We start from the raw sequence: 25105 nt of genomic DNA, 5'->3' as shown, positions 1-25105 counted from the left end.
TAGTTGTTTGGCGCTGTTTATAAGGCGATTAACTAATAGCTAACCGTCAGCCTCTAATCACTAAACCCCAACTCTTTACTGTAACAAAGTATATGTTTCTTAACGGTTTTGGTTAAGGCTTCCAGGTTTGAGTAATCGCTGGCGGTAGCTATATCATTCACACTGCCGTCTTTCATCAGCACACCTATATTGCCATTACCAGCCCGGTAAGCATTGTTTTTTATCGAATCGGTAAATACAAAATAACCTATCTTATCGGCAGTAATGCCATATTTGGCCATCGCCTTTTTACCCAGCTCTTCAACTACTTTACCGTCGGCCGGCTTATTGGTTATCTCTACCTGAAATAACTTGCGGTGTACAAAATTGTTGCACAGCATGGCTAATACAAAGTCATTGCTTGATGCCCAAACCTTTACAGCCGACAAGATATCAGTATCATCCAGATGCGTAAATATTTCCAGATGGCCGTCTTTAATAAATTCCTCGCGTGTAAGTGTCCTGCTTAAAAAATGACCCAGCGACGGAGTGGCAAAAAGCTTTTCGCCATTTAAAACCAATTGGCGCGCACGCTCCAGGATCTTGACCAGTAGCTGCTCGGCCGCAATGACGGTTTTATGCAGATATACCTGCCAGTACATCAGCCTGCGGGCTATGATAAATTTCTCAACCGAATAGATGCCTTTTTCCTCTATAACGATATGATCGTTTCTCACATTCAGCATTTTGATGATGCGGTCATAACTTACCACACCTTCTGATACGCCGGTAAAGAAACTATCACGATTAAGATAATCCAACCGGTCCATATCCAGCTGACTGGATACTAATTCATGCAGAAATTTTTTATGATATGTTCCTTTAAATATACTGATGGCTGTAGTTAACTGTCCGCCAAATTCTTCATTCAGCTTATTCATCAGCAGGATAGAAATATCCTCGTGCGATACACCTTTAACTATAGTATGCTCCAGCGCGTGCGAGAATGGGCCATGGCCAATATCGTGCAATAAAATAGCTATGGTTACGGCTTCTTCTTCCTCAGTGGTGATCTCATGATCTTTTGCGCGCAGGGTTTCTATGGTCATCTTCATCAGGTGCATGGCACCCAAGGCATGATGGAAACGCGTATGCAGCGCACCGGGATACACCAGGTGGGTCATGCCCAGCTGTTTAATGTAGCGTAAACGCTGAAAGTAAGGGTGTTCAATCAAATCAAACACCAACTCGGTAGGGATGCTGATGAATCCGTAAACCGGGTCGTTTATAATTTTCTTTTTATTCAATGTAGAATGTATACGCTGCAAAAGTCATAAATTATGACATAGGTTGCACTACCCAATTGTTAATTTTTGTTAATACTGTGCCATAAAGTGTAACAAATATCGGGCTTAAGGGTTATATGCCTATGTTTGGTCTATCTTAAGCTTAACAGCCTGAATTACTGAACGACATTTATTTACCGAATATTATAAAAATACTATGCAGGATACGAACATATTGTGGGCTGATGATGAAATTGACCTGTTAAAACCCCATATACTTTTCTTAAACGAAAAAGGCTACAAAGTAACTACTGTAACCAACGGCAACGACGCTGTAGAATCTTTTAAAAATAACTACTTCGATCTGGTTTTTCTAGACGAGAATATGCCTGGCTTAACCGGTATTGAAACACTGGCGCAGATCAAGAATATCAATAACGATGTGCCGATTGTAATGATAACCAAGAACGAGGAAGAATACCTGATGGAGGATGCTATCGGCTCTAAAATCGGCGATTACCTGATCAAACCGGTTCACCCGAAACAGATCTTATCGACCATAAAAAAGCTGACTGAAAACAAGCGCCTGGTGACCGAAAAAACCACTATGGCTTATCAGCAGGATTTCAGGACTTTGGGTATTACGTTAAACGATAACCTAAGCCATGTAGAATGGGTTGATGTATACAAAAAACTGATTTACTGGGAGCTTGAGTTGCAGCAGTTAGAAGATGCCGGTATGCATGAGATTTTAACTTTACAAAAAGCAGAGGCCAACACCCAGTTCTGCAAGTTTGTGGAAAGAAATTACCTGAGCTGGATCAAAAACCCTGACGACGCGCCAACCAGCTCGCCGCAGTTATTTAAAAAGAAGGTTTTTCCTAAGCTGGAAGGCAATATGCCTACATTTTTTATTTTGATTGATAATTTGCGTTACGATCAGTTTAAGATCATCAACCCTATTATCTCTCAATATTTGAAACTGGAGGAAGAGGATACTTATTATAGCATTTTGCCTACCGCGACGCAATATGCGCGTAACGCCATCTTCTCGGGCCTGATGCCGACAGAAATGGAGAAGCGTTACCCTGAAATGTGGCAGAACGACGAAGACGAAGGTGGCAAGAACCTCTTCGAGTCTAATTTTATTACCGACCAGATCAGCCGTGTTTATCGTAAAGATTGCAAGCACTCTTACCATAAAATATTAAATATCGATGAGGGCCGTGCATTGAATGATTCGGTGAATAATTTAATGAAAAACGATCTGAACGTAGTGGTATATAACTTTGTGGATATGCTATCGCATGCCCGTACAGATATGCAGATGATCCGAGAATTGGCAAGTGATGATGCCGCTTACCGCTCATTAACACTATCATGGTTTGAGCACTCTCCTTTATTGGAGCTGATCAAGTTTTTAGGTAGTAAACAAGCACGCGTGATCATTACTACCGACCACGGCACCATCCGCGTAAAAAAACCGAGCAAGATCATTGGCGACCGTAATACCAACACCAACCTGCGCTACAAACAGGGCCGTAATTTAAACTTTAATCCAAAAGATGTATTCCATATCCGCAACCCGCATGATGCTATGCTGCCTAAGCTGCATGTTAGCTCAAGCTTTGTGTTTGCTAAAGAGGATACCTACTTTGTATACCCGAACAATTACAATCACTTTGTGAATTTTTATAATGAGACATTCCAGCACGGTGGTATCTCATTAGAAGAAGTGATCATCCCGATAGTTACCTATGGACCTAAATAGGCGATTTTAGAGTCCCGATAGCTATCGGGCGGAAAGAGTTTAGAAATTATTTAAAGACGCTTGTGATTCATGAGCGCCTTTTTTATTGGATAACAAATCGGTTACCTGTCAGCGGGAGACGCAAAATATTGCGTCTCTACGTTTCGTGAATTTATGTAGAGACGCAATATTTTGCGTCTCCTGTGGTAAATCCTAAAAATCTCTATAATCCCACAATCGTGTATTCTTTACCCGCCACCGTATTAAAATCATACAATAAGGTTGGCTTTTCACCCTTAGGTTTTAGCTGCGCTTTTTCTGATATGATAGGTTTGGCAGTTTCTGCATTTTGATAGAAGAAGTTATTGTTTGCGCCTTTTGCAGTTTTTATGATACCGCCTAATAGTTTAACGCTATTTGGCACACGCAATCGGCAATTACCACCTAAAGTCGATTTGATTTTCACCTCGCTCAGTTTACCATTTTTCCATTTCATGCTTACGATCTCGAAGCCGCCGCGTGCACGCAACCCGCTGATGCTGCCGGTTGGCCAGGCATCGGGCAGGGCGGGTAATAAGTTAAGCGCACCATCGGCACTTTGCATCAACATTTCGCTGATACCTGCTGTGCAGCCAAAGTTGCCGTCTATCTGAAATGGCGGGTGCGCATCAAACATATTAGGATAGGTACCGCCACCATTATTCGAGCTGCCATGATTTTTACCGGTTGGAGTCAGCTGATTTTGAATGAGTTTAAAAGCATGATTACCATCCAGCAACCTGGCCCATAAATTAACCTTCCATCCCATAGACCAGCCGGTTGACACGTCGGTACGATAGATGAGCGAGGTACGTGCGGCATCAAACAACTCAGGTGTACGGTAAGGCGAGATCTGGTTACTTGGATACAAGCCATATAAGTGCGATACGTGCCGGTTATGATCCTTCGGGCTGTCCAGGTCATGCAACCATTCCTGTAATTGGCTGTATTGGCCTATCTGCATAGGCGGCAGCCTGTCGCGGGCGGCTTTAAGTTTAGCCGCAAATTCCTGATCGACATTCAGGATCTTAGCTGCCGACATCACCTCATTAAAAGTATCGAACGCTAATTGATTATCCATAGTAACGCCCATGTCTATCGCAATACCACCGCCGTAGGCTTCCGGGTTATTTTCGGGCGAAACAGAAGGCCCCATCACCAGCCAATGATGTTCGGGCTCTTCTACCAAATACTCCAGGTAAAATTGAGCAGCGCCGTGTAAAGAAGGGTAGACCGTTTTTAGGTATTCTTTATCGCCGCTATACATATAACGGTCCCACAACTGGGTACTTAACCACGCACCCCCCGACGGCCATAAGCCGGAGTAAATAGCATCTACCGGGCCGGTAATGCGCCATAGGTCGGTATTGTGGTGCGCCATCCAGCCGCCGACGCCGTACATGGTTTTGGCGGTTTGCTGCCCGGTAACCGACAGATCTTTTACCATTTGCACCAACGGTTCATGCATCTCGGGCAGGTTGGTTTCTTCGGCCGGCCAGTAATTCATTTCGGTATTGATGTTGATGGTATACTTACTACCCCAGGGCGGGCTCATCTCTTTGTTCCAGATACCTTGCAGGTTAGCCGGCTGGCCACCAGGCTGCGATGACGAGATTAGCAAATATCGCCCAAACTGAAAATACAGTTCTACCAATTGCGGATCGTTCCCTGTGGCAAAATCATTGATGCGTTTATCGGTTGTGTTTTTTACGGAATCGGTACTGCCCAGATCAAGCTTAACCCGATTAAAATATTTCTGATACGCGGCAATGTGGTTACTCAATAAGGTAGCATAAGGTACGGGCCAGGCCTTATCTAAATAGTTATTGGCGCGCGCTGCTTCATCGGCGCTGATATCATTATAATTAACAAAGCTGGTGGCTATCGATATAAAGAGCGTTGCCGATGTAGCTTTACTGATATTAACCGATGTGTCTGAAGCTGAGACTTCGCCACCGTCTAATTTAACTCTTACTAATGCCTGGAATTTATCCCGCCCTTTTATACCGTCGCGGTTGCCCGATATGCCGGATAATATTAATTCATCTTTACCCTTAGTGACAACCGTCGATTTCTGCGGACTCCACATCGCAGCCGAAAAATTTAAACTGCCCGGCTTGCTGGCAGATAAATGCATAACGATAACCTGGTTGGCATTAGATGCAAAGGCCTCGCGTTTGTAAGTAACACCGTCAACAGTATAAGTGGTGGTAGTGATGGCTTTTGAAATATCCAATTCGCGATGATAGTTTTGATATTGCCCATGACCGGGAAAGTTTAGATAAAGATTGCCCACCGGCTGGTAGCACATGCCATTATCTTTATTGGTCATCATTTTTTTGCTGGCCAGGGCTGCGGCTTCTTTGCGCTTGTTCTCAAAAATAAGGCGCTGCACATCCTTTAAAACCGATAAGGCCTGGTCGTCATCATTACGGCTTGGCCCCCCGCTCCACAAAGTGGCTTCATTCAATTGTATAATTTCTCTTTCCGGGTTACCATAAACCATACCGGCCAGCCGGCCATTGCCTATAGGCATGGCGCGCTCCCAAATGGGTCCTGATGGTTTGTCGTACCAAAGTTTTAAATCGTTTTTTTGTGCAAACAGCCGGGTAGCCGCGCACGTTAGCGTAAGCGCCAAAAGGGTTATTCTCAGGTTCATGATAATTGGTTAATAGATTAAAACTATTAAATATTATCCAAAGCTATCATTATGGACGATATTTTTGCAATCGATTGCAATGAATCATCATTAAAAAAAATAACCGGGGCAGATATGATCTGCTCCGGTTAAATAATCAACTCAAACTAAATAAACGTAGTGCCAACCCCCTAATCAGCCTACCATTAGTAGTTGTTTTTGAACGATGATGTGGTTTAGGTTATTTGAAGGTAAAAATTATATTGACACGATTTGTTGTTCAGTTTGTTCACATTTTTAACTTATTATTTACCATTGAAAATCAATGATTTATATACCATATATGATTGATGCAATTTTTATCGTTCAGCAATTCTCAGCGTAAAATCCCCCGATCATAATTTTTAAGGCTTTTATTTAAAGATTTGCTACTTTGCATTGATAACACCAATTAACACCGTCGCGTTATATACTGCGACATCACCGTAAAATAAGATATGTCTAAATTTCGTAGCGCAGACTGGTTTGGTAAGCAAGACAAGATGGGTTTTATATACCGCAGCTGGATGAAAAACCAGGGCATGCCCGAGGATATGTTTGACGGGCGGCCGGTAATAGGTATCTGTAACACCTGGTCTGAGTTGACGCCTTGCAACGCGCATTTGCGCGATATTGCCGAAAGCGTACGCCGGGGTGTGCTGGAAGCGGGTGGTTTTCCCGTCGAGTTCCCGATCATGTCGTTAGGCGAGACTTTATTGAAACCTACAGCCATGCTATTCAGAAATTTAGCGAGCATGGATACCGAAGAATCAATTCGCGGTAACCCTATTGATGGTGTGGTGCTGCTTACCGGCTGCGATAAGACTACGCCGTCGACCCTGATGGGTGCCGCCAGCGTCGACCTGCCTACTATAGTAGTACAAGGCGGGCCAATGCTAAACGGCAAATACAAAGGCCACGACATAGGCTCAGGCACCAACGTGTGGACCTTTACCGATGACCTGAAAACAGGTAAAATGAGTTATGCCGAATTTACCGAGGCCGAAAGCTGCATGTCACGCAGTCCCGGTCATTGCATGACCATGGGTACCGCATCAACTATGGCCTGTATGGTAGAATCATTGGGTATGTCATTAAGTGGCGCTGCCGCGATACCTGCGGTTGATTCGAGGCGAAAGCGCATCGCCCAGCTATCAGGCAGGCGTATTGTAGAAATGGTAAAAGAAGACTTGAAGATGTCCAAAATCCTGACTCGTGCTGCTTTCGAGAACGCCATTAAAGTAAACGCCGCGGTGGGCGGATCATCCAACTTCGTAATCCACTTAACGGCTATTGCCGGGCGCATGGGTGTGCCTTTGAATATCGAGGATTTTGATAAAGTGGGCAGTAAGATGCCATTGCTGGTAAACCTTATGCCGTCTGGCAAGTTCTTGATGGAGGACTTTTACTATGCCGGCGGCTTGCCGGCGGTGATCAAACAAATGAGCGACGTGCTGGATATGGACGCATTGACGGTTACCGGCAAATCGCATAAAGAAAATATAACAGATACCGGCAACATCTATAATGAAGCCGTGATTTACCCATATACCAAACCGTTGATAGAACAAGCCGGTATTGCGGTGCTAAAAGGTAACCTGGCGCTTAACGGCGCTGTAATCAAACCATCGGCAGCTACGCCGGAATTGATGCAGCATCGTGGCCGCGCCGTGGTATTTGAGAATATTGAAGACTACCACGCACGTGTCGACGACCCTAACCTGGATATCGACGAAACCTGCGTGATGGTTTTAAAATGTGTCGGTCCGGTAGGATACCCGGGTATGCCTGAAGTTGGCAATATGACACTGCCTAAGAAGATCCTGGCTAAAGGCATTACCGATATGGTACGCATCTCTGACGGCCGCATGAGTGGTACTGCCTTTGGTACCGTAATACTGCATGTATCACCTGAGTCGGCCATTGGTGGCAATTTGGGACTGGTACAAAACGGCGATATGATCAAGCTGGACGTAGCCAATCGTTCTATCGATCTGGAAGTGTCTGACGAAGAACTAGCCTTGCGCCGCAGTAAATGGGTTGCGCCGCCATTGGCGTCGGAACGGGGTTATGTGAACTTATACGTGAACCACGTGCAGCAAGCCGACAAAGGTGCTGACCTGGATTTCCTGGTAGGTGGTTCGGGGAGTGAGGTATTGAGAGATTCGCATTAAATAAAATATAAAGCTTGTCATTGCGAGGAGGAACGACGAAGCAATCGCACGCGTTTAAACCTTCCTCCTTGCGATTGCCACGCTTTGCTCGCAATGACAAAAAATAAGATATGGTAATCCTGATCCTCCTCATCTGCATCGTCGCACTCATCCTGCTCATCACCTGGGCAAAGCTCAACACGTTCCTGAGTTTCCTGGTGATATCATTAATGGCAGCTTTGTTGTTGGGTATGCCGCTGGATCATATTGTCCCCTCTGTAAACAAAGGCTTGGGCGATATGCTCGGTTCGTTGGTAATCGTGATCGCTTTGGGCTCTATGTTGGGCAAACTGGTAGGTGTGAGCGGGGCGGCTCAAAAGATAGCCACCTCCATGCGCAATGCCTTTGGCGAGAAGTACATTACCTGGGCTATGTGTTTGACGGGCTTTATTGTGGGTATCCCACTGTTTTATAATGTGGGCTTCTTTCTGTTGATACCCATCATCTTTTCGGTAGCAACCAAATATAAGCTGCCGTTAGTTTATGTGGGGATACCCATGCTGGCCTCCCTGTCGGTGATGCACGGCTTCCTGCCACCCCACCCATCGCCCATGGCTTTGCAGATCCAGTTTCATGCCGATATTGTGAAGGTGTTTGTGTATGGCATCATTGTGGCTGTGCCGGCTATCGTGATATCGGGTCCGTTGTTTGCGAGGACCTTGCGCAATATGAAGACAACTTCAGTGATTGCCCTGTCGGTACAGGACATCCGTGATGACAAACTACCGGGATTATGGAACAGCATCTTATCATCACTACTGCCGGTTATATTGATCGGCGTGAGCAGTATCATTACCAGGTTTGCAGGCGGTAACGTCACCATTAAACATATCGCTGGCTTTTTGGGCGATGCCAACATTGCCATGATGGAGACCATCGCGATAGCAACTTATACTTTAGGCGTTCGTCAAGGGATGAAACTCACCGAGGTGATGAACGTTTACGCCGAGGCCATCCGCGAGGTGTCTATGATATTGCTCATTATTGGCAGCGCCGGCATCTTGAAGCAGATCTTCTTAGACAGCGGCGCGAATGGTCAAATCGCAACCATCCTGCAAGGCCTAAATCTGCCGCCATTATTATTAGGCTGGATCATCGCTGCTATTTTAAGATTATGTCTCGGTTCGGCCACCGTGGCGGGCTTAACTGCTGCAGGTATCATCTACCCGCTAATGCATCAATCCGGCGCCGACCCTAACCTGATGGTGCTTTCAGTAGGTGCCGGCAGCTTGTTCTGCTCGCATGTGAATGACACCTCGTTTTGGGTAACCAAAGAGTACTTTGGCTTGAGCATGAAGCAAACGTTCCTATCGTGGTCGCTTATGGAGACGCTGGTTTCTGTAATAGGTTTGATAGGTGTGCTGATACTCAACATAATTGTGCGATAATTGCTTAATTTTAGACATACCAATCAAACCATGAAAAAACTGATTTTAACCGTACTGCTGGGCGTCGCTGTGTGCGTTGCCTTCGCCCAAAAAGCTAAAGACAATACCTTAACCAAAAAGGAAGCGGCCCAACACTGGAAACTGCTGTTTGACGGCACAACCGCTACCGGCTGGACAAATGCCGATGGCGCTGCCACTACCGCTGCACCCGGTGCATGGGAGATTATTGATGGTGCCCTGACCCTGAAGAAAGGCGCCAACGGTGGCGACATCTACACCACAGACGAATACGGCGATTTCGAGTTTACGGCCGACTTTAACATAGACCCGGCCACCAATACCGGCATCAAGTACTTTTGCCATAAGTATGATAAAGGCGGCAACCTGGGCTGCGAGTTCCAGATCATTGACGATGTTTTAGGCGAGGATAATAAACAAGCCAACCACTTACTGGGTTCATTATATGACGTGCTGCCACCTATCGAAGCTAACAAAAAGGTTAACCCTCCTGGTCAGTGGAATACCATCCGCATTGTGGCCAAAGGCAAGAACGTACAGCATTGGGTAAACGGCATTAAAGTATTAGAGTATACCCGCGGCAGCGACGAGTACCTGGCAGGGGTAGCTAAGAGCAAGTTCAGTAAAGTAGAGCCGGTGTTTGGTACGGTAGAGAAGGGCCGCATCCAACTGCAGGACCATCATGGCCCGGTTGCGTTTAAGAATATTAAGGTAAGGGTATTGTAGTGCTGTTTTGTTTCACGTGTGTGTGCAACAGACGAAACAAGTGAAACAGCGAACTTCATTAAGTGATTCATAATAAGCGATTTACCGATTTTTAGTGAAACAGAATGAAACAGTAAAAATGACTTTTAGGTATTTTTTTGTTTCATTCTGTTTCAATGATTGCTTCACAATCGCTCTATTACTTATCGCTCGTATACCGCTCTTGGCCGCGGGGGCCAGTTACGTTTTTCGTGAGTTGTTTGTTTTTAAAGGAACTCAAGAGGGCTACGCCGTTACCTTAGATGCAAAGTAACCAAACATCAAGCCAATCCAATCGCTTCCGCGCGCTAGGCCAGACTCCCGGCCCGGTGGATTGGCAGGCCTTTACACCCTTTTTTTGATTCTCCAAATTTTGCAGAATCTACAATAGAAGCAAAACGTCAGACGCAGAGCTTCGGGTGAAAGCGGGTAAAACGATGGTGGACTGTGCGGCTGCAGGGGCCTTATAGTTTTGCCTGAAGCGGTGGCCATGTGTGACAACAGGCGGCAAAAGTATCGGTCCCCTGGTTTTACTCGCTTGCAGGGCAAAGGCTGAGAGCGGGAAGCATTGCGTATGACTTGATTTATTCACTGTTGTTTATTTTTTGGCGTGAATGAGATCGCTACGCTTAGTATTTGGTGACTTTTGTATCAAGACAAAAGACACAGCCTTAGCGGCAATTGAGCGCTATACGAGCGATAAGTTAACCAAGCGATCCGGAGATCGTCACGCTCGTTCCTCGCTCACGATGACGGGCGGAGAGGCAGTTTAATAACGTGCACAAACATCAATACCCATGCTTCACAAACACCCCGCTAAAAAAATCATCCACAATCCTGTTAAACTCATCCCGATGCTCGACGAGCGTGGGGTGCCCCGAGTTGGGTACAATCCATAACTGCGCATTGGGGATATTGCGGTAAATATCAACCGTATGATGAACCGGGATCAGGTCATGATCGCCGCCTATAATGAGCGAGGGCGCTTTGATGGCGCGCAGGGCAATGAGCGGGATATTAGGCTGCAGCATATCCAGCATAAATACTTTGTAGGTATTTTTATCGCCGGCAGTTTTTAGCGGCATGCGTTTTTGCCAGTTGGCATAATCGCGTTGTTCGTCTTTCCAGTAAGATGGGATAAGCCCGGTTGAATCCGGCCAGAGATTGGCGCCGGTAGATGCCAGTTTAATCACTTTATTGGGATGTCGCATAGCTAAAACCAGGGCGTTTATACCACCATCGCTCCAACCCAGCACATAGGCAGAATCAATATGCATAGCGGTAAGCAGCGCGTCAAAATCATCAGCCATCATTTCGAAACTTAACGAATCACGGTTGTCTCTGGTGCGGCCGTGCGCGCGGCTATCCACCGCAATTACCTTGTATTTTTTGGCGAAATAAGGGATAGTATTTCCAAACGCACCCATGTTTCCGCCGTTGCCGTGGATCAATAATAAGGGCCTGCCGCTGCCATAAACCTCGGTATACATCTTAATGCCGCGCACATCGTAAAACTTACCGACACTATCATTATGACCATAGTTAATACTTTTATTTTGTGCAAATACTGCAGATAAAAGCAGCATAAAACAGATAAAAGCGCTTAATTTTTTTAAACTCATGGCTTGGTGTTGGCAATAATAAAGTTAACGATCTTTTCCGGATCGCGCGGTGTTTTTGGGAAATGTCCCTCGCCGGGGATAGTGATCACCGTCATGCTGCCGCCAAGTGCTTTGTAACGTTGTTCGGCAACTCGGGTGTCTGTCGCTAACCATGGATCGTTCGCACCGCTTACGTGCAGGGTTTTAATGCCTGCTTTGGCCAAAGGGGCGAGCGTATCAATCGGCGCGGTCTTTTCCATCAGGCTGCGCATGGCCACATTGTCTACATAAATGCAAGATACTTTATCCGGGTTATAAATGGCCCATTCGTAAGCCTCGCCGCCATAGGCACCGGTACCTATCATCACCGGGTGTTTTGAAAAACCTTTGGCGGTAAGGGTGCTATAGATCTCGTCCCAATTTTTACGAACAGGGCCTGATTGATCGGGGATCGACGGGATCACAATATAATAGCCTTTGGCCAGTAGAGCTTGCTCTACGCCGGCGTTGCGCTCAATAGTTCTATCTGCGCGAAAAATCCAGGGATTGCCCGGCGCAGGTTTCTCCGGTGCGATAACCGTAAAGCCTTTGATGCCGTAATGATGATCGGTTTTTTGAGAATAAACGCTGTAAACAGGTGTGAACCACGGGCCACGTACGGTAGCATAAGTATTCTCAGGCTTTAAATATTGATACTGATTTTCAAGACTGTAGTAATAGGTTTTGGTATAAGCCGAGGTATCTGCAAAAAGCGGATCGCTTACCGTTGATTTGATGTTTTGCTCTACCCAGTCGGCAATAAATTTAGGGTCGCGGATGCTGTGCGGGTGATGTGGTGTACCTTCTTTGATCATCATGGTCATACGGCCGCCAAGGCGCAGGTAAGCATCTTCAATAGGCATGGTATTGGTAGGCAGTAAAAAGTCCTCGGTACCCACTAAACTCAATACCGGGATGTCATATTTCACCAGCACATCCAGCTTAGCAAAGCTTTCGGGGCGGATGGCCGGGTTATCAGCATACAAACAAGATACTTTATCAGGATGCGTGGTGGCCCAGGCGTACTCATTAATACCACCGCGACTCATGCCGCTGAATGCAGGTTTTTTTGACAGACCGTGTTTAGTAAAGAAATCATACCAGGCCTCCCAATGCTGATCAGGGTCTATATTGCAATACACCACAAAAAAGCCGCGCTTCAATAACTCCACTTCCGACTGCGGCTCATGGTCCCAGTAAAAGCCGCGCCAGGTGCATGGGTTACCGGGTGCCGCCGTTTTTGGTGCCACTACAATACAACGGATGCTGCCTTTGGGCGTATAGGCGTCATTGATACCTGCGCCTTCTTTGGGGTCGGCGGTCATGGGTGTAATAACGAGGGTTTGCATATCCATAGCATAATCATAACGGTCGAACCCGTGCCAGCTGGTTTTTTGCCCTTCAAACGGGGTGAATGATTGTGCAGATGCTATGCCCGTTATTAAAAATAAAAGCGCAGCAACTAGCGTAAATAATCTTTTCATTAGGTTGGTTTGTTTTTTAAGGTTTATACTATTGTCATTCTGAACGTAGTGAAGAATCTTATCCGCCTAACAGGTCACCAATAATACCGCTACCTATCTTTTTTATAAGATCCTTCACTACGTTCAGGATGACAAAATGGTGTTTCAAATAGTTGGAACATTCTTAGGTTTAAACCCATCGCTATAATGGTTCTATGAAATTACCCGATCTCGGCAGCAAAAAATTGTTGCTTATTGGCTGATTATTAACGGAAATTGGCGTACAGTCTATTAGCCTCTTTCCCGCTTTCGGAAGAGAGGGCCGACCAGCGGAGCGTAGTCGGGGTGAGTCCTAAGCTGACAGGCTAAGCAACCGCCGGTGACTCACCCGGTCATTGCTGCGATCGACCACCCTCTCTTTGCCTTCGGCAGAAAGAGGGTATAGTTGGCTGATTATTAGCTAAAATTGGCTACTGGCCGCTATAGCCCTCTTTCCCGCTTGCGGAAGAGAGGGCCGACCAGCGGAGCGTAGTCGGGGTGAGTCCTAAGCTGACAGGCTAAGCAACCGCCGGTGACTCACCCGGTCATTGCTTAGCTCGACCGCCCTCTCTCTTTGCCTTCGGCAGAAAGAGGGCCTTGTCAGCGCAAGGCGTGGCCACTAATAAATCCAGCTTTAGGCAACGTGTGGGGTAATATGCCCGTAATGTTTAAAGAAATCAATACATCGCCTTGAACTTAAAACAGATCATAAACGGCATCCTGAAAATCCTTGACCCGGGGGAGAAGTCAAAACTGACGTGGCTCATCATAGCCGACCTGGTTATGGGTGTGCTTGATGTTGTTTTTTTAGGGATGATGTTGGTAGTGATCAACTTCTACATCCGCAGTCAGGAACCGGCAACTTTGTCGTTTTTGCCTGCCGCTTTATTGAATCGCAATTCGCTTTTATTTATCGGCGTGTTTTTGGTACTGTTCGGCTTGAAAAACTGGTTGGGCTATCGCAACTCGGGCGCGCAGCAAGACTTTTTTTATGGGGTTGCTTCGCGCTTATCTAAGCGTAACATCCAAACTTATTTAAAAGACGATTACCTGCGCTTTGTTAATACCGACTCGTCCGTACTCATTCGCCGTATCAGCAATCAACCTATTGAATTTAGCAATTATATCCTCACCAATGTGCAGCAGGTCATATCGCAGGCCATTTTAATATTGGTTACTATGGCAGGCGTACTGCTCTGGCACCCCGACTTGTTTTTTATGCTGTTGGTTTTGTTGCTACCCCCGGTGGTGGTACTGGCTAATTTTATCCGCAATAAATTAAGGGCCATTCGCGATAATAGCCGGGCCGTAAGTCAGAAAGTTATCCAGCATTTAAAGGAATCTTTAGAAGGTTATATAGAAAGCAACGTGTACCGCAAGGATGATTTTTTTGTGGGTAGGTATCATCAACAGCAATTACAGCTCAACAACAACATCGCTACCCAACAAACGCTGCAGGGCTTAACCTCGCGGCTAGTAGAAGTATTTGCCATCATGGGCTTTTTTGTGCTCATCGCTATCAATAAATTTTCGTCAGGAACACCGGCAGTCAGCTTGCTCACCATCGGTGTATTTATGGCGGCCAGTTATAAAATTATCCCCGGCATTATCAAAATACTGAACAGCACCAGCCAGATCAAAACCTATAGTTTCAACATAACCGACCTGCAGCCTGCCGACAAACACATCCCGATTGTGGATGAGCTAGTCCCATTGCAATCAATTTTCTTCGATCATGTAAAGTTCAGGTACAATAGCCAGTATATTTTAAACAACCTGACGTTCAAGATCAAGTCGGGCGACTTTGTAGGATTATCTGCAGCGTCGGGCAAAGGGAAGACCACGCTGATCCAACTGATGCTTGGCTTTTTAAAGCATCACAAAGGCAATATTTTGTTTAATGATGCCCGAACCAATTGGATCAAAAGGCAGGGCTTTTTAAGCCGGGTGTCGTACGTTAAGCAGCAATCGTTTATTATTAACGATACACTGGCCAGAAACATAACGCTGAGCGATGAACCTTATAATTTGCAAAGACTACAAGGTGTGATCAGTTTCTGCGGATTAGATGAATTGGTGAACAGCTATACCGATGGTGTGAATGAATTTATCCGCGAACACGGTAAAAATATAAGCGGCGGGCAACGGCAGCGCCTGATGCTGGCCCGCGCGCTTTACCATGATTTTGATTTGCTGATTTTGGACGAGGCGTTCTCGGAAATGGATGAGCAGTCTGAACGTGAGATCTTAGGCCAGCTTAAACAACTAAGCCGCGAGGGTAAAATGGTGATATTGATAACCCATAATACCGGCAGCCTTGATTTTTGTGATAAAGTGATAACCCCTAATGCGGCCGTTTATGCGTAATACCTTAATTATATTGACCCCGGGTTTCCCCGAAAACGAAGCTGATACCACCTGCCTGCCCGACAGGCAGATATTTTTGCGCGTGCTGCGCGATACTTATCCTGATTTGAATATCGTGGTGCTATCTTTCCAGTACCCGTTTCAATCGCGCGAGTACTATTGGGAAGGTATCAGGATCATTGCCCTGGGTGGTAAGGGTAAAGGCGGCGTTCCGCGACGCGTAATCTGGTATAGGGCCTGGAAAAAGTTAAAACAACTCCATAAGGAGAACGAAGTGATTGGCCTGCTGAGTTTTTGGCTGGATGAATGCGCTTTTATTGCTCATATGTTCTCCGAAAGATATAAGCTGCCAAACTACGCCTGGATACTGGGGCAGGACGCACGCGCGGGTAATCGCTTTGTGCACCGTATCAGCGCCGATGGCAGTAACCTGATCGCGCTGTCACAGTTTTTAATTGATGAGTTTGAAAAGAACTACGGATTTGCGCCGCAGCATTTGGTAGCCAGCGGCATTAATCCGGCAATGTATGGTACGCCCCCGGCCAAGCGCGATATTGATATTTTAGGCGCCGGCTTTTTGATCCCGCTAAAACAATATCACCTGTTGGTAGAAACCGTTAAAATGGTCAAGACCCGATATCCCAACGTAAGGGCGGTGCTTTGCGGCAAAGGCCCCGAGCTTGATAACCTGCTGGCCCTGGTTAGGCAATATGGTTTAGAGGATAACATAGAATTTACCGGCGAGATAACACACGCCGAAACGTTGGCCATGATGCAGCGCACTAAAGTGTTCCTGCATCCATCGGCCTATGAAGGTTTTGGTACAGTATTGCTGGAATCATTATATGCCGGTGCACATCTCATCTCTTTTTTAAAGCCGATGAAGAAATCTTTCGATCATCATTATGTGGTGGCCGATGTTAACGAGATGGCGCAAACCACGCTAAATATTTTGATGGATGAGAACCGCGATCACGAACCGGTATTGATCCAAAGTGTAACCCAAATGGCGGAAGCTATAATGGAGCTGTATCGGCCCGTGCTTCACAGCGAAGAGGCAATGTCATGAATTTTTTGAGCGATAGCCTCGAAGGATAAAGTCGACTTAAAATAAGCTAAAGCTTTTTCACGTTCGATAGCGACATCGAGCATTTGTGTTTGATGCAGTGCGGCCAATAATTTTTCATCATTACCCGGCGGAAACAGCAGACCAATGTTGCCATTATCAGTAATCATCCGGAAAGAGTGAATATCAGATATTACCGGGATACATCCGCAAGACATCGCCTCGCAGACTGCCGTGCCGCTGCCTTCATAGTAAGATGCGGCGATAAAGAAATCGACACTGTTAAACCAGTATAGCATATCATCATTAGGGATCTTTCCTACCAGTTTGATGGCGTCAGCATTTGGCGCCTGGCTTAATAACTGTTCTACCTGCGATAATATTTCGTGCTCATGATAGAGCATGTAAAGCCGTGCTCCCGGGGTAGTTTCCGCAAATTTCAGGAAGGCTTTAATGGCGGTGATGGGGTCCTTATTTTCATCCAACCGGCCCGCCCATAAATAGGCTTTCTCGGCGTCGATGCCTGTTTCGGCCCGCGCCTCGGCCCTGTCGATAGGATAAAATATAGAGGATAACTCCATCACTTCATGTATTTTATTTGGCGATGATAAGTTGCCTTTGGTCACCCAATCCAAACCCATGCTCCTGGAGGCAAAGAAGTAAGCGTCGATCCATTTATCGGCTATGCGCTGTAATATTTTTCTGGCACCAAAAGCCGGTTTCTCGGCGTGGTTTTGTACGATGATGGGCATCGAGAAAGACAGTGCCAGCCGCAATTGTTTTACCTGCAATGGGTAATTAAAACTGTGTACTATCACTACATCGGGCTTCAAACTCTTAACCAACTGATGCAGCCGGTTTGGAAACAGCGCCAGATCATCGCCATAATTTACAAAGTGATAATCTACACCTTCATGTGCATAAACCCCCTCATAATCAATCTGCACAATGTGGGATACTTTGCCATGCTTAGCCAGTGCAGATAGTACGCCACCGTACGCTCTCACCCGCTCCAGCCAGGGCAGCGGCGCGTTGAACGTTGGGTCATAGCCATAACTTAGTGAAACGTAGTGCATATGCTGGCTGATTTAAAATACATCAATATCGGCAAAAGTAAATTTGATCCGGTCGGTAGCTATGCCGTCATCAATCGGTTTAAATATAATATGATAAGTTGGCAGCGGCTCGAAACGCGCAGCAAACAACCGATGCAAATTGGTTCCCGGGCTGGTTTGAAAGCGTATAACAGAAACACCCAGTTTGCCTGCCAAACGTTGTAACTTTTTCAATGTCGTATCAAAATCAGTTTCTACATTGCTGATGTCGCCAATGTGTAAACCGTTCTTCAATTTAATCCAAAACAAGGATCGATCTACTTGAATAACCTGTGTGTCTGAATAAGCTTTATACTTCAAATATTGATCGTCCCTGAAAACGCCATTAAAACCCTCGGCCACCACAGAATTAGCGATGCCCGGTACCGCCCGTAAATAGGGTTTCAAAACCCGTTGCTGGTAATGGCGATATGCCGGTTGCAGCGATGGAAACTTACCGGCAATTTTTTCAAGGGAAAACATTGGCTTTACCGGCACTTCAAAGTGCTCCATAATTTCGGTACAGTGCCAGTTCAATTTATTCAGGAAACCCGGCAATGAGTTTTGATTAGGAAAACCAAATACCAAACGTACGCCTTCCAGTTTGCATAAGGTATAGGTGTGATTAGCTAAGCGCACAAACAAGCCCAAGCCCCGATAACCAGGATGCGTCATGGTATCTGCCGACTGTGCGGCCAGCAAACTTTTACCTTCGTGCCAAAGCAAGGTAGGTATCACCCCATAAAAAGCAACGGGCTGCAGCGCCTCATTATAGGCCAGATAACCCATGTATTTTGCGCCGGTATAGGCGGTATCATATTTCTTCGGGAAATAGTCGGGTGCCGGGCTGCGCTGGTAAACCGCCTGATGCAGCGCGGCCAGGTCTGCCAGATTTTCGGGGCTTAATCGTTCAATTAATAACGTGTCGGTTGGGCTAATCATATTTGCAAGTTATCGTAGCATATAGTTGGTTAATGGGCGATATAAACGGGTTCACGGTAAGGCGCTCGCGCAGCGTATCATCCATCGAATCGGTGCTGTTATTAAAATCCATGGCCAGCAATTGGTTGTAGCCAGCTTTTTTGGCCGCGTTAATCACATTGGCATTATAACTGCCATAAGGAAAAGCAATGCTGTTAACGGGCTTTGCAAGCAGGCTTTCAAGATATTGTTTAACCTTTGTTAGCTCATTTAGAGCATCCGCCAAGCTTATCCGCGCCAGGTCATTATGGTAATAACCGTGCGCGCCAATAGTAGCATATGGCGAGGCTGCCAGTTCCTTAATTTGTGCCGGTGTTATTTGCAGCCAGTAATCTGTCTGCTCCGGATCGGCTTTAAATGGCGCCAGCGGATAAAGCTCATTCATCATCCCGGCCTTTGGGCCAAAACCGGTGGCACGCAATTGATCGCGCAGGGTAACCTGGTTTACAATGGAGGTATAATGATCATATTGGCCCTTATAATATTGCTCGCCATCGCAACTAATTTGCTGCGGACCGAACTTGCTCACAATACCCAGAAAATCGTTCCACAAAATATCGTAACCATCATTGGCAATACCGGTGATAAAAAAGGTAGCAGGCATTTGGTAGCGCTCAATCAGCGGCAATACATATTTGTGGTTATTGGCAAAACCGTCATCAAAAGTCAGGCAGATGTTGAATTTATCCGGATTGAATTTACCCGCATAATAATCATCTAACGAAACTACATTGCAATACTTTTTATAGAGTTTTAAATGCTGTTCGAACGTCCGCTCAGTTAAAAAAATGGGGTTAAAACGGGTATGATCTTTTTGGCAGATACCGTGATAGATCAAGATCCGGCTCCCGCGGGCATTTTGGTAAAAATTTTCATCCAAACCCAAGGCATAGCGTACATCGCGGCGAAATAATTTGTACTCGCGGCTTAGCCTTGACTTGATTTTTTGAACGGTATCCATAATTGATTAATTAGCAGATACCGGGAAAACCGCTTCAGGGTAATAGGTTTTAATCTGCCGCATCAGGCCCGGCAAGTCGCCTTCAATAAATTTACAGCTGCCACCGATATAAACCTTACTGAATTTTCCAAGATCAATTTGACCTAATTGCGCTAACAGCGAAGCGTCGAATAAACGAATACAATCATGATGAACTACCAATAATACATCAGCCGGATCGTTGGTGTAAAACGATTCAAAGGCATCGGTATCCGGCTTTCTTTTGGTAATGACGATAGTGTCTTGATTGGCGGCATCGGTTGTCCAACTGGTGGTACCGCCCAGGTGCACGGCGCTGTACAGCTCGGCATCGGTTAGCATATTGGTTTTACGCGCCAGGCGGATATGATCCCAGATGTTCCAGTTACCGGTAAGCGTAGAGTCGGTACCAAAAAGTATGGTGGTATGTTTTTTTAGCTGATCTATCTTAGCAGTTTTATTAAACATAAAATAGTTCGACTCCGGGCACCAAATCAGCGCTTTAAAATACTTCGCCTGCTCCTCGCTCATCGCGATACCATGTATGCCAATCAGCTCTTTACGCAATAAGTTCCAGCTATTTAACTGATCGATTTCGGTATGCGCCAGCTCGTCAACACCTTCGCCTACATGAATCACCGCCGGCAGTCCGCGTTTAAGTGGATTGTTTAGCTTTAGTTTCCACAACTTTTCAAACTGCACGGAGTGAATGCTATGCCCCTGCTCTACATTAATGGGAGCATCTTTAATAGCCAGGTGTTCGCCATGATTCACTACCGTGGTTACCCCGCACAGCAGGTTTTTGAAAATCCCCCAGCTTACGCGTAAGGGTAGCGGAACTTTCAAAACAGCATTGATCTCCTTTTTATATTTGGCGTGGATATAGTCGCCCCACTCGGTATAGTTATGATAGATCTTATCGCCCAGCTGCGGGAAAAGGTTAAAGTCTAAATGGTCGTGCGAGTTCACCAGGCCAGGAAAGGCCAGCGCTCCGTCAAGATCAAGCTGCAGGGTAACGGGCGTAACTTCACCAAAGGGCATCATTTTGCCATTTTTCAGATGGATGTCAGTGGTACCCTTACCGGTGATCGTAGTAACATTACGCAGAATCATGGCTTCGTGTTAAATGAATGCCGTAGATAATGCGGGCATCCTTAAATTTCTCATAAACCGGCAAGGCGTTCTTGGCCTCGTAATAGTGCTTTACAGATTCGTCAATGATCTTCTCCAGTTTATTAACCGTTCTGAAACCGTGCTTGGCAAGCATCCGCTCAATATCATAAACGTAATGCACAAAGTTTTGAATGGATATGCTGTCGCTGTTATGCTTGAAAGTACGCTTGCCGCCAAAGGCCAAAGCATTGGGGTGAAAATCGGTAATAATGATATCGCTATCAGGCTTCAGCATACGGCACCAGGCATCTAATGCTTCTTCCAGGTTCTCGATGTGAGCCACAGTTAATGTCGACACAATTGCGTCATAACTGGCATCGGCGATATCTTTAAAAAAATTGTCGGTGATCTGGTAGGTTTTAGCCTGGGGGAATTTCTCTTCCAGGCGGCGCAGCATCCCTGCCGATACATCGAACCCGGTTAGCGTAGCCGGCTCGCTTTTAAAAAGCTTTGGCCAGTGCCTGCCGGTGCCGCAGCCAATATCGGCCACTTGTTTGCCTTTGAGGTTTAGTTCTGCCAGCAGCTCCCCAAATACCTCTTCATCCATATCAATCATCAGGTTGCCGGGCTGTACGTCATAGCTCTCGGCCCAGATGTCATAAGCTTCGGCAGATGGTTTTTCCTGTACCGGGCTGCCACCTAAATGCATCAACTTTTTAAAAGCCGATACCAGGCTGCTTACGGTTTTAGGGGGCGCTATAGAAGTACTCATGACTGACAAATTAATTAATGACCTATAGCTTCAATTACGAACTGCTATAGCTAAAGGTTGCCCTGTCATTTTATTTAGGATAGGGGGCAACCTTTGTTTTACGAGGGGCGTAACTCTTGTGATAATTGTGTAATTGTAGAATTAGTTTCTCTTAATGGTGGTGGGTTGCAGGGCCCGCTGCCATTATTTTACCATCAAGACCGAAAGATGAACAAGATATTATTGTTTAACCCCAAAAGCGCTAATGCCAAATACCGGATACCTAACTCTATCCTGAATATTGCTGCTGCTGTAGAGGGCAAGTATGATTGGGTGATTGTTGATGGTAATTGCGAGGCCGATCCGATAGCAAAGATCATGTCATACGTGGATACAGGCGAATACAAATACCTGGGATTTACCGTAATGCCCGGCCCGCAGTTAAGGCAGGCTATTATTGCTGCTAAAGCGGTTAAACTAAAGCATCCGCATACCAAAATGATCTGGGGTGGTTACTTTCCTTCTAATCACTCTGAGTCGGTGCTGTATTCAAATTTTGTCGATTTCATTATTAACGGCCCCGGCGATAACGCTTTCCCCAACCTGGTAGATGCTTTGGAAAAAGACGAGCCTTATGAGTTTATCCGTAACCTGATCTATGTGGGTACCAACGGCCAGATTGTTAAGACAGCCAAAGAGGATTTATTAGACCAGGACTCGCTACCGCCATTGCCTTACGATAAACTGAATACCATGTATCCTATCCCTAAATTTTTGGGTAAGACCTACCTGGGCGAAAAAACGATGGCTTATCACTCCAGTATTGGCTGTCCGTTTACTTGTTCGTTCTGCGCGGTGGTGCCTATTTATGAGGCACGCTGGAAAGGTAAATCAGCACAAAATACGTATAAAGACGTCAAGCATATTAAAGATAAATATGGCGCTACTGCGATAGAATTTCATGACAACAATTTCTTTGTGTCTGAAAAACGCGCGGTGGAGTTTTCTAAATTAATGGAGCATGAGGACATGACCTGGTGGGGCATGGCCCGGATAGATACGATGATGAAGTTTAAGGACTCGTCGCTGGAAACTATTCGTAAAGGCGGCTGCAAGATCATTTTTTTTGGTGCCGAAAGTGGGAACGATGATATCCTGGAACAGATGGATAAAGGCGGAACCCAAACCGGTAAACAAATATTGGAATTTGCCGAGCGCTTGAAAAAATTCGACATTATTCCCGAATATTCTTTCGTACTGGGTACGCCTGCACCAACGCCCGAAAAGGTAATGGCACAGATTGATTTCGAGATAGATTTTATCAAAAAGGTAAAAGCCATCAACCCAAAAACAGAAATTATTATTTATACCTACAGCCCGGTACCTACCGAAGGTTCTGAGATGTACAAACAGGTACTGGCCAGCGGCTTTAAGTTCCCCCAAACATTGGAAGATTGGATAAGCCCGGCCTGGGAGAATTTCGACTTGCGCAAGAACCCGCTCACCCCATGGTTAACGGCCGAAATGATTGATAAGATCAGGGACTTTGAAGTGGTGCTGAACGGCGTTTTCCCAACGGAAACGGATATCCGCCTGAATAGCCTGAAACGTGCGGCTATTAAAGCTATATCGACTTTCCGTTACAAGATCAACTTTCATAAATATCCTTACGAGATCAAGTTATTACAACGGATCTGGAAATATCGCCAACCCGAAATACAAGGATTTTAATTTTTAAATAAGTGGACATCAGTGCTCAACATAAGGCCATTAAGCAAACCAAACCCCGCAAGCCGGATTTTGAGCAGCTTTATAGCGCCGTGCGCACACAAGAAAAGAAAGTTTATACAGATGCCGAGCTGCAATCGTTACCCGATTTTAGCATCCATTCTAAAGAGTGGGAGATCCGTCGTCGCTCCAGTAATCGCTTGCTGACTTATTTGGGAGATAAGGGCAAATTTTTAAAGATACTTGAGGTAGGTTGCGGCAATGGCTGGCTATCGGCCAAGATGGCTGGCCTGCCAAAAACCTACGTTACCGGGCTTGATGTTAACAGGACCGAAATTAACCAGGCCAACCGCGTTTTTAAACTACCCAACCTGGAGTTTGTGTACGATGCTTTTAACGAGAATACTTTCGAAAATGAGCGTTTTGATGTGATTGTATTTGCGGCTACGCTGCAGTACTTCTCGTCGGTAGTATCGGTATTAAGGCAGGCCGAAAAATTGCTGAACCGCGGCGGTGAGATCCATATCATTGATACACCTTTTTATGATGCCGATGAAGCTGCCGAGGCCGCGGACAGATGCCGGAATTATTATAACGACATGGGGATACCGGAAATGGCCGACCATTATTTCCATCATTCCATCGGCGAGTTTTGGGGATTTAAGTACAAAATATTGTTTGACCCCAGCAGCCTGTTAAACCGGCTGTTTAAAAAAGATCCGTTTTACTGGGTCAGTATTACTAAATAACATGCAATCAATAGCACATACCTATAAACGTTACCGCACGCTGCAAACGCATCGCATATCGGCATTGCCGGTGGTGATACTGATGCCGCACAGCGCCTGTAACTGCCGTTGTGTAATGTGCGATATCTGGAAGGATAATAAAAATCTGAAACAACTAACGCCGCAGCACATTGGCGGCTTATTAAATGCACTCAAAGAGTTTGGTACCAGGCAAGTGGTGATGTCGGGTGGTGAAGCGTTGCTGAATACCAACTTCTTTGAGCTTTGTAAGATCTTAAAATCGTGCAATATCAAGATCAGCCTGCTCAGCACCGGGCTGTCGCTAAAAAATAATGCCGATGATCTGCTGAGATGGGTAGATGATATTGTGATCTCCCTGGATGGCGACGAGCCTATGCATGATGCTATCCGCAACATCCCCAACGCCTTTAAAAAGCTGAAGGAAGGTGTGGAGCATCTCAAAGCGATTAACCCCGCCTATCGCATTACAGCGCGTACGGTTATCCATCGTATCAATTTCCGCAACTGGCCAAATATTATTGCGGCAGCTAAAGCTATGGGTATAGACCAGATCAGCTTTTTACCTGCCGATGTTAGTAGCCACGCCTTTAATCGCCAAACGGCCTGGGCCGAGCCAAAACAACACGAGGTAATGCTGAGCGAACGCGAGTTGCCCGAACTGCAGGAAGTGGTTGACAACATGCTGGCGCAGACCGCCGATTTTGATGGTCGTTATATCGCCGAATCGCCTGCTAAAATTAAGGACATCTATAACTACTATGCGGCTTTTTACAAGCTGAACCCTTTTCCCTATAAAAAATGCAATGCGCCGTGGGTCTCCACCGTCATCGAAGCCGACGGCAGCGTGCGGCCTTGCTTTTTTCATGATACCATAGGGAACATTCATGATAACTCATTAACAGAAATATTGAACACCAACAAAGCGATAGACTTTAGGCGCACGCTGGATATGAGCAAAAATGCTACCTGCGTTAAATGCGTTTGCAGTTTAAACCTGTCGCCCATGGCTACTTTATAGGA

Annotated in this window: 18 protein-coding genes; 9 read left to right on the top strand and 9 right to left on the bottom strand. The window is 45.9% G+C overall.

The genetic code is table 11. The features are described from left to right. Nucleotides 1-53: 53 nt before the first annotated feature. Nucleotides 54-1286: an HD domain-containing protein gene (locus tag HB679_RS16395; RefSeq protein ID WP_214073090.1), complete on the bottom strand. Its 1233-nt coding sequence runs from the start codon at nucleotides 1284-1286 to the stop codon at nucleotides 54-56. 196 nt (nucleotides 1287-1482) lie between these two features. Here HB679_RS16395 and HB679_RS16390 point away from each other — a divergent pair, with 196 nt between their 5' ends. After that, complete coding sequence (locus tag HB679_RS16390; protein ID WP_214073089.1) at nucleotides 1483-3036, top strand: bifunctional response regulator/alkaline phosphatase family protein; 1554 nt, start codon at nucleotides 1483-1485, stop codon at nucleotides 3034-3036. A gap of 202 nt (nucleotides 3037-3238) precedes the next feature. Here the strand turns inward: HB679_RS16390 and HB679_RS16385 are convergent, their stop codons facing one another. After that, entirely contained in the window at nucleotides 3239-5713 is a 2475-nt protein-coding gene (locus tag HB679_RS16385; RefSeq protein WP_214073088.1) for a glycoside hydrolase family 95 protein, read from the bottom strand. A gap of 476 nt (nucleotides 5714-6189) precedes the next feature. On the opposite strand from HB679_RS16385, the gene HB679_RS16380 reads away from it, so the two are divergent. The 3 genes from HB679_RS16380 (at nucleotide 6190) to HB679_RS16370 (ending at nucleotide 10076) form a co-directional block, all read left to right on the top strand. Continuing rightward, a complete protein-coding gene (locus HB679_RS16380) occupies nucleotides 6190-7905 on the top strand; it encodes an IlvD/Edd family dehydratase (protein ID WP_214073087.1) in 1716 nt (571 codons plus the stop codon). Between the two features lie 110 nt (nucleotides 7906-8015). Further along, nucleotides 8016-9332, top strand: coding sequence for a gluconate:H+ symporter (locus tag HB679_RS16375; protein WP_214073086.1), 1317 nt, complete (start codon nucleotides 8016-8018; stop codon nucleotides 9330-9332). A 30-nt stretch (nucleotides 9333-9362) separates the two neighbouring features. After that, entirely contained in the window at nucleotides 9363-10076 is a 714-nt protein-coding gene (locus HB679_RS16370; protein ID WP_214073085.1) for a DUF1080 domain-containing protein, read from the top strand. Between the two features lie 806 nt (nucleotides 10077-10882). Here the strand turns inward: HB679_RS16370 and HB679_RS16365 are convergent. Beyond that, complete coding sequence (locus HB679_RS16365) at nucleotides 10883-11716, bottom strand: alpha/beta hydrolase (RefSeq protein ID WP_214073084.1); 834 nt, start codon at nucleotides 11714-11716, stop codon at nucleotides 10883-10885. Further along, nucleotides 11713-13218 (bottom strand): hypothetical protein, encoded by a 1506-nt coding sequence (locus HB679_RS16360; RefSeq protein ID WP_214073083.1) that lies wholly within the window; start codon nucleotides 13216-13218, stop codon nucleotides 11713-11715. Before HB679_RS16360 ends, HB679_RS16365 begins: the two co-directional genes overlap by 4 nt. 708 nt (nucleotides 13219-13926) lie before the next feature. Between HB679_RS16360 and HB679_RS16355 the strand changes: the two genes are divergently transcribed. After that, entirely contained in the window at nucleotides 13927-15603 is a 1677-nt protein-coding gene (locus HB679_RS16355; RefSeq protein WP_214073082.1) for an ABC transporter ATP-binding protein, read from the top strand. Further along, nucleotides 15596-16672 carry a glycosyltransferase family 4 protein gene (locus tag HB679_RS16350; RefSeq protein WP_214073081.1) on the top strand — a complete coding sequence of 359 codons (1077 nt, stop codon included), beginning with the start codon at nucleotides 15596-15598 and terminating at the stop codon, nucleotides 16670-16672. Before HB679_RS16355 ends, HB679_RS16350 begins: the two co-directional genes overlap by 8 nt. Here HB679_RS16350 and HB679_RS16345 read toward each other — a convergent pair. From HB679_RS16345 to HB679_RS16325, 5 genes are read right to left on the bottom strand one after another with little or no spacing between them, the layout of a single operon-like run. Further along, complete coding sequence (locus tag HB679_RS16345) at nucleotides 16648-17745, bottom strand: glycosyltransferase family 4 protein (RefSeq protein WP_214073080.1); 1098 nt, start codon at nucleotides 17743-17745, stop codon at nucleotides 16648-16650. The genes HB679_RS16350 and HB679_RS16345 overlap by 25 nt on opposite strands. Nucleotides 17746-17757: 12 nt before the next feature. After that, nucleotides 17758-18705, bottom strand: a complete 948-nt coding sequence (locus HB679_RS16340; RefSeq protein WP_214073079.1) for a GNAT family N-acetyltransferase — start codon at nucleotides 18703-18705, stop codon at nucleotides 17758-17760. Beyond that, on the bottom strand, nucleotides 18698-19705 hold the full coding sequence (locus HB679_RS16335) for a polysaccharide deacetylase family protein (protein WP_214073078.1): 1008 nt from the start codon (nucleotides 19703-19705) through the stop codon (nucleotides 18698-18700). The genes HB679_RS16340 and HB679_RS16335 overlap by 8 nt, the downstream gene beginning before the upstream one ends. Nucleotides 19706-19711: 6 nt before the next feature. Beyond that, nucleotides 19712-20836 (bottom strand): hypothetical protein, encoded by a 1125-nt coding sequence (locus HB679_RS16330; protein WP_214073077.1) that lies wholly within the window; start codon nucleotides 20834-20836, stop codon nucleotides 19712-19714. Beyond that, nucleotides 20823-21608, bottom strand: a complete 786-nt coding sequence (locus HB679_RS16325; RefSeq protein WP_214073076.1) for a class I SAM-dependent methyltransferase — start codon at nucleotides 21606-21608, stop codon at nucleotides 20823-20825. Before HB679_RS16325 ends, HB679_RS16330 begins: the two co-directional genes overlap by 14 nt. Nucleotides 21609-21815: 207 nt before the next feature. Between HB679_RS16325 and HB679_RS16320 the strand changes: the two genes are divergently transcribed. From HB679_RS16320 to HB679_RS16310, 3 genes are read left to right on the top strand one after another with little or no spacing between them, the layout of a single operon-like run. Next, a complete protein-coding gene (locus HB679_RS16320; protein ID WP_214073075.1) occupies nucleotides 21816-23318 on the top strand; it encodes a radical SAM protein in 1503 nt (500 codons plus the stop codon). Between the two features lie 11 nt (nucleotides 23319-23329). Further along, on the top strand, nucleotides 23330-24064 hold the full coding sequence (locus HB679_RS16315; protein WP_214073074.1) for a class I SAM-dependent methyltransferase: 735 nt from the start codon (nucleotides 23330-23332) through the stop codon (nucleotides 24062-24064). Nucleotide 24065: 1 nt separating this feature from the next. Further along, nucleotides 24066-25103, top strand: a complete 1038-nt coding sequence (locus tag HB679_RS16310; protein ID WP_214073073.1) for a radical SAM protein — start codon at nucleotides 24066-24068, stop codon at nucleotides 25101-25103. Nucleotides 25104-25105: the final 2 nt, after the last annotated feature.

Origin of the sequence: Mucilaginibacter sp. dw_454 (genome assembly GCF_018449775.1) — a bacterium.
In the GTDB taxonomy this organism is placed as follows: domain Bacteria; phylum Bacteroidota; class Bacteroidia; order Sphingobacteriales; family Sphingobacteriaceae; genus Mucilaginibacter.
The sequence above is the reverse complement of the archived record's forward strand: the minus strand, read 5'-3'. Positions and strand labels throughout refer to the sequence as shown.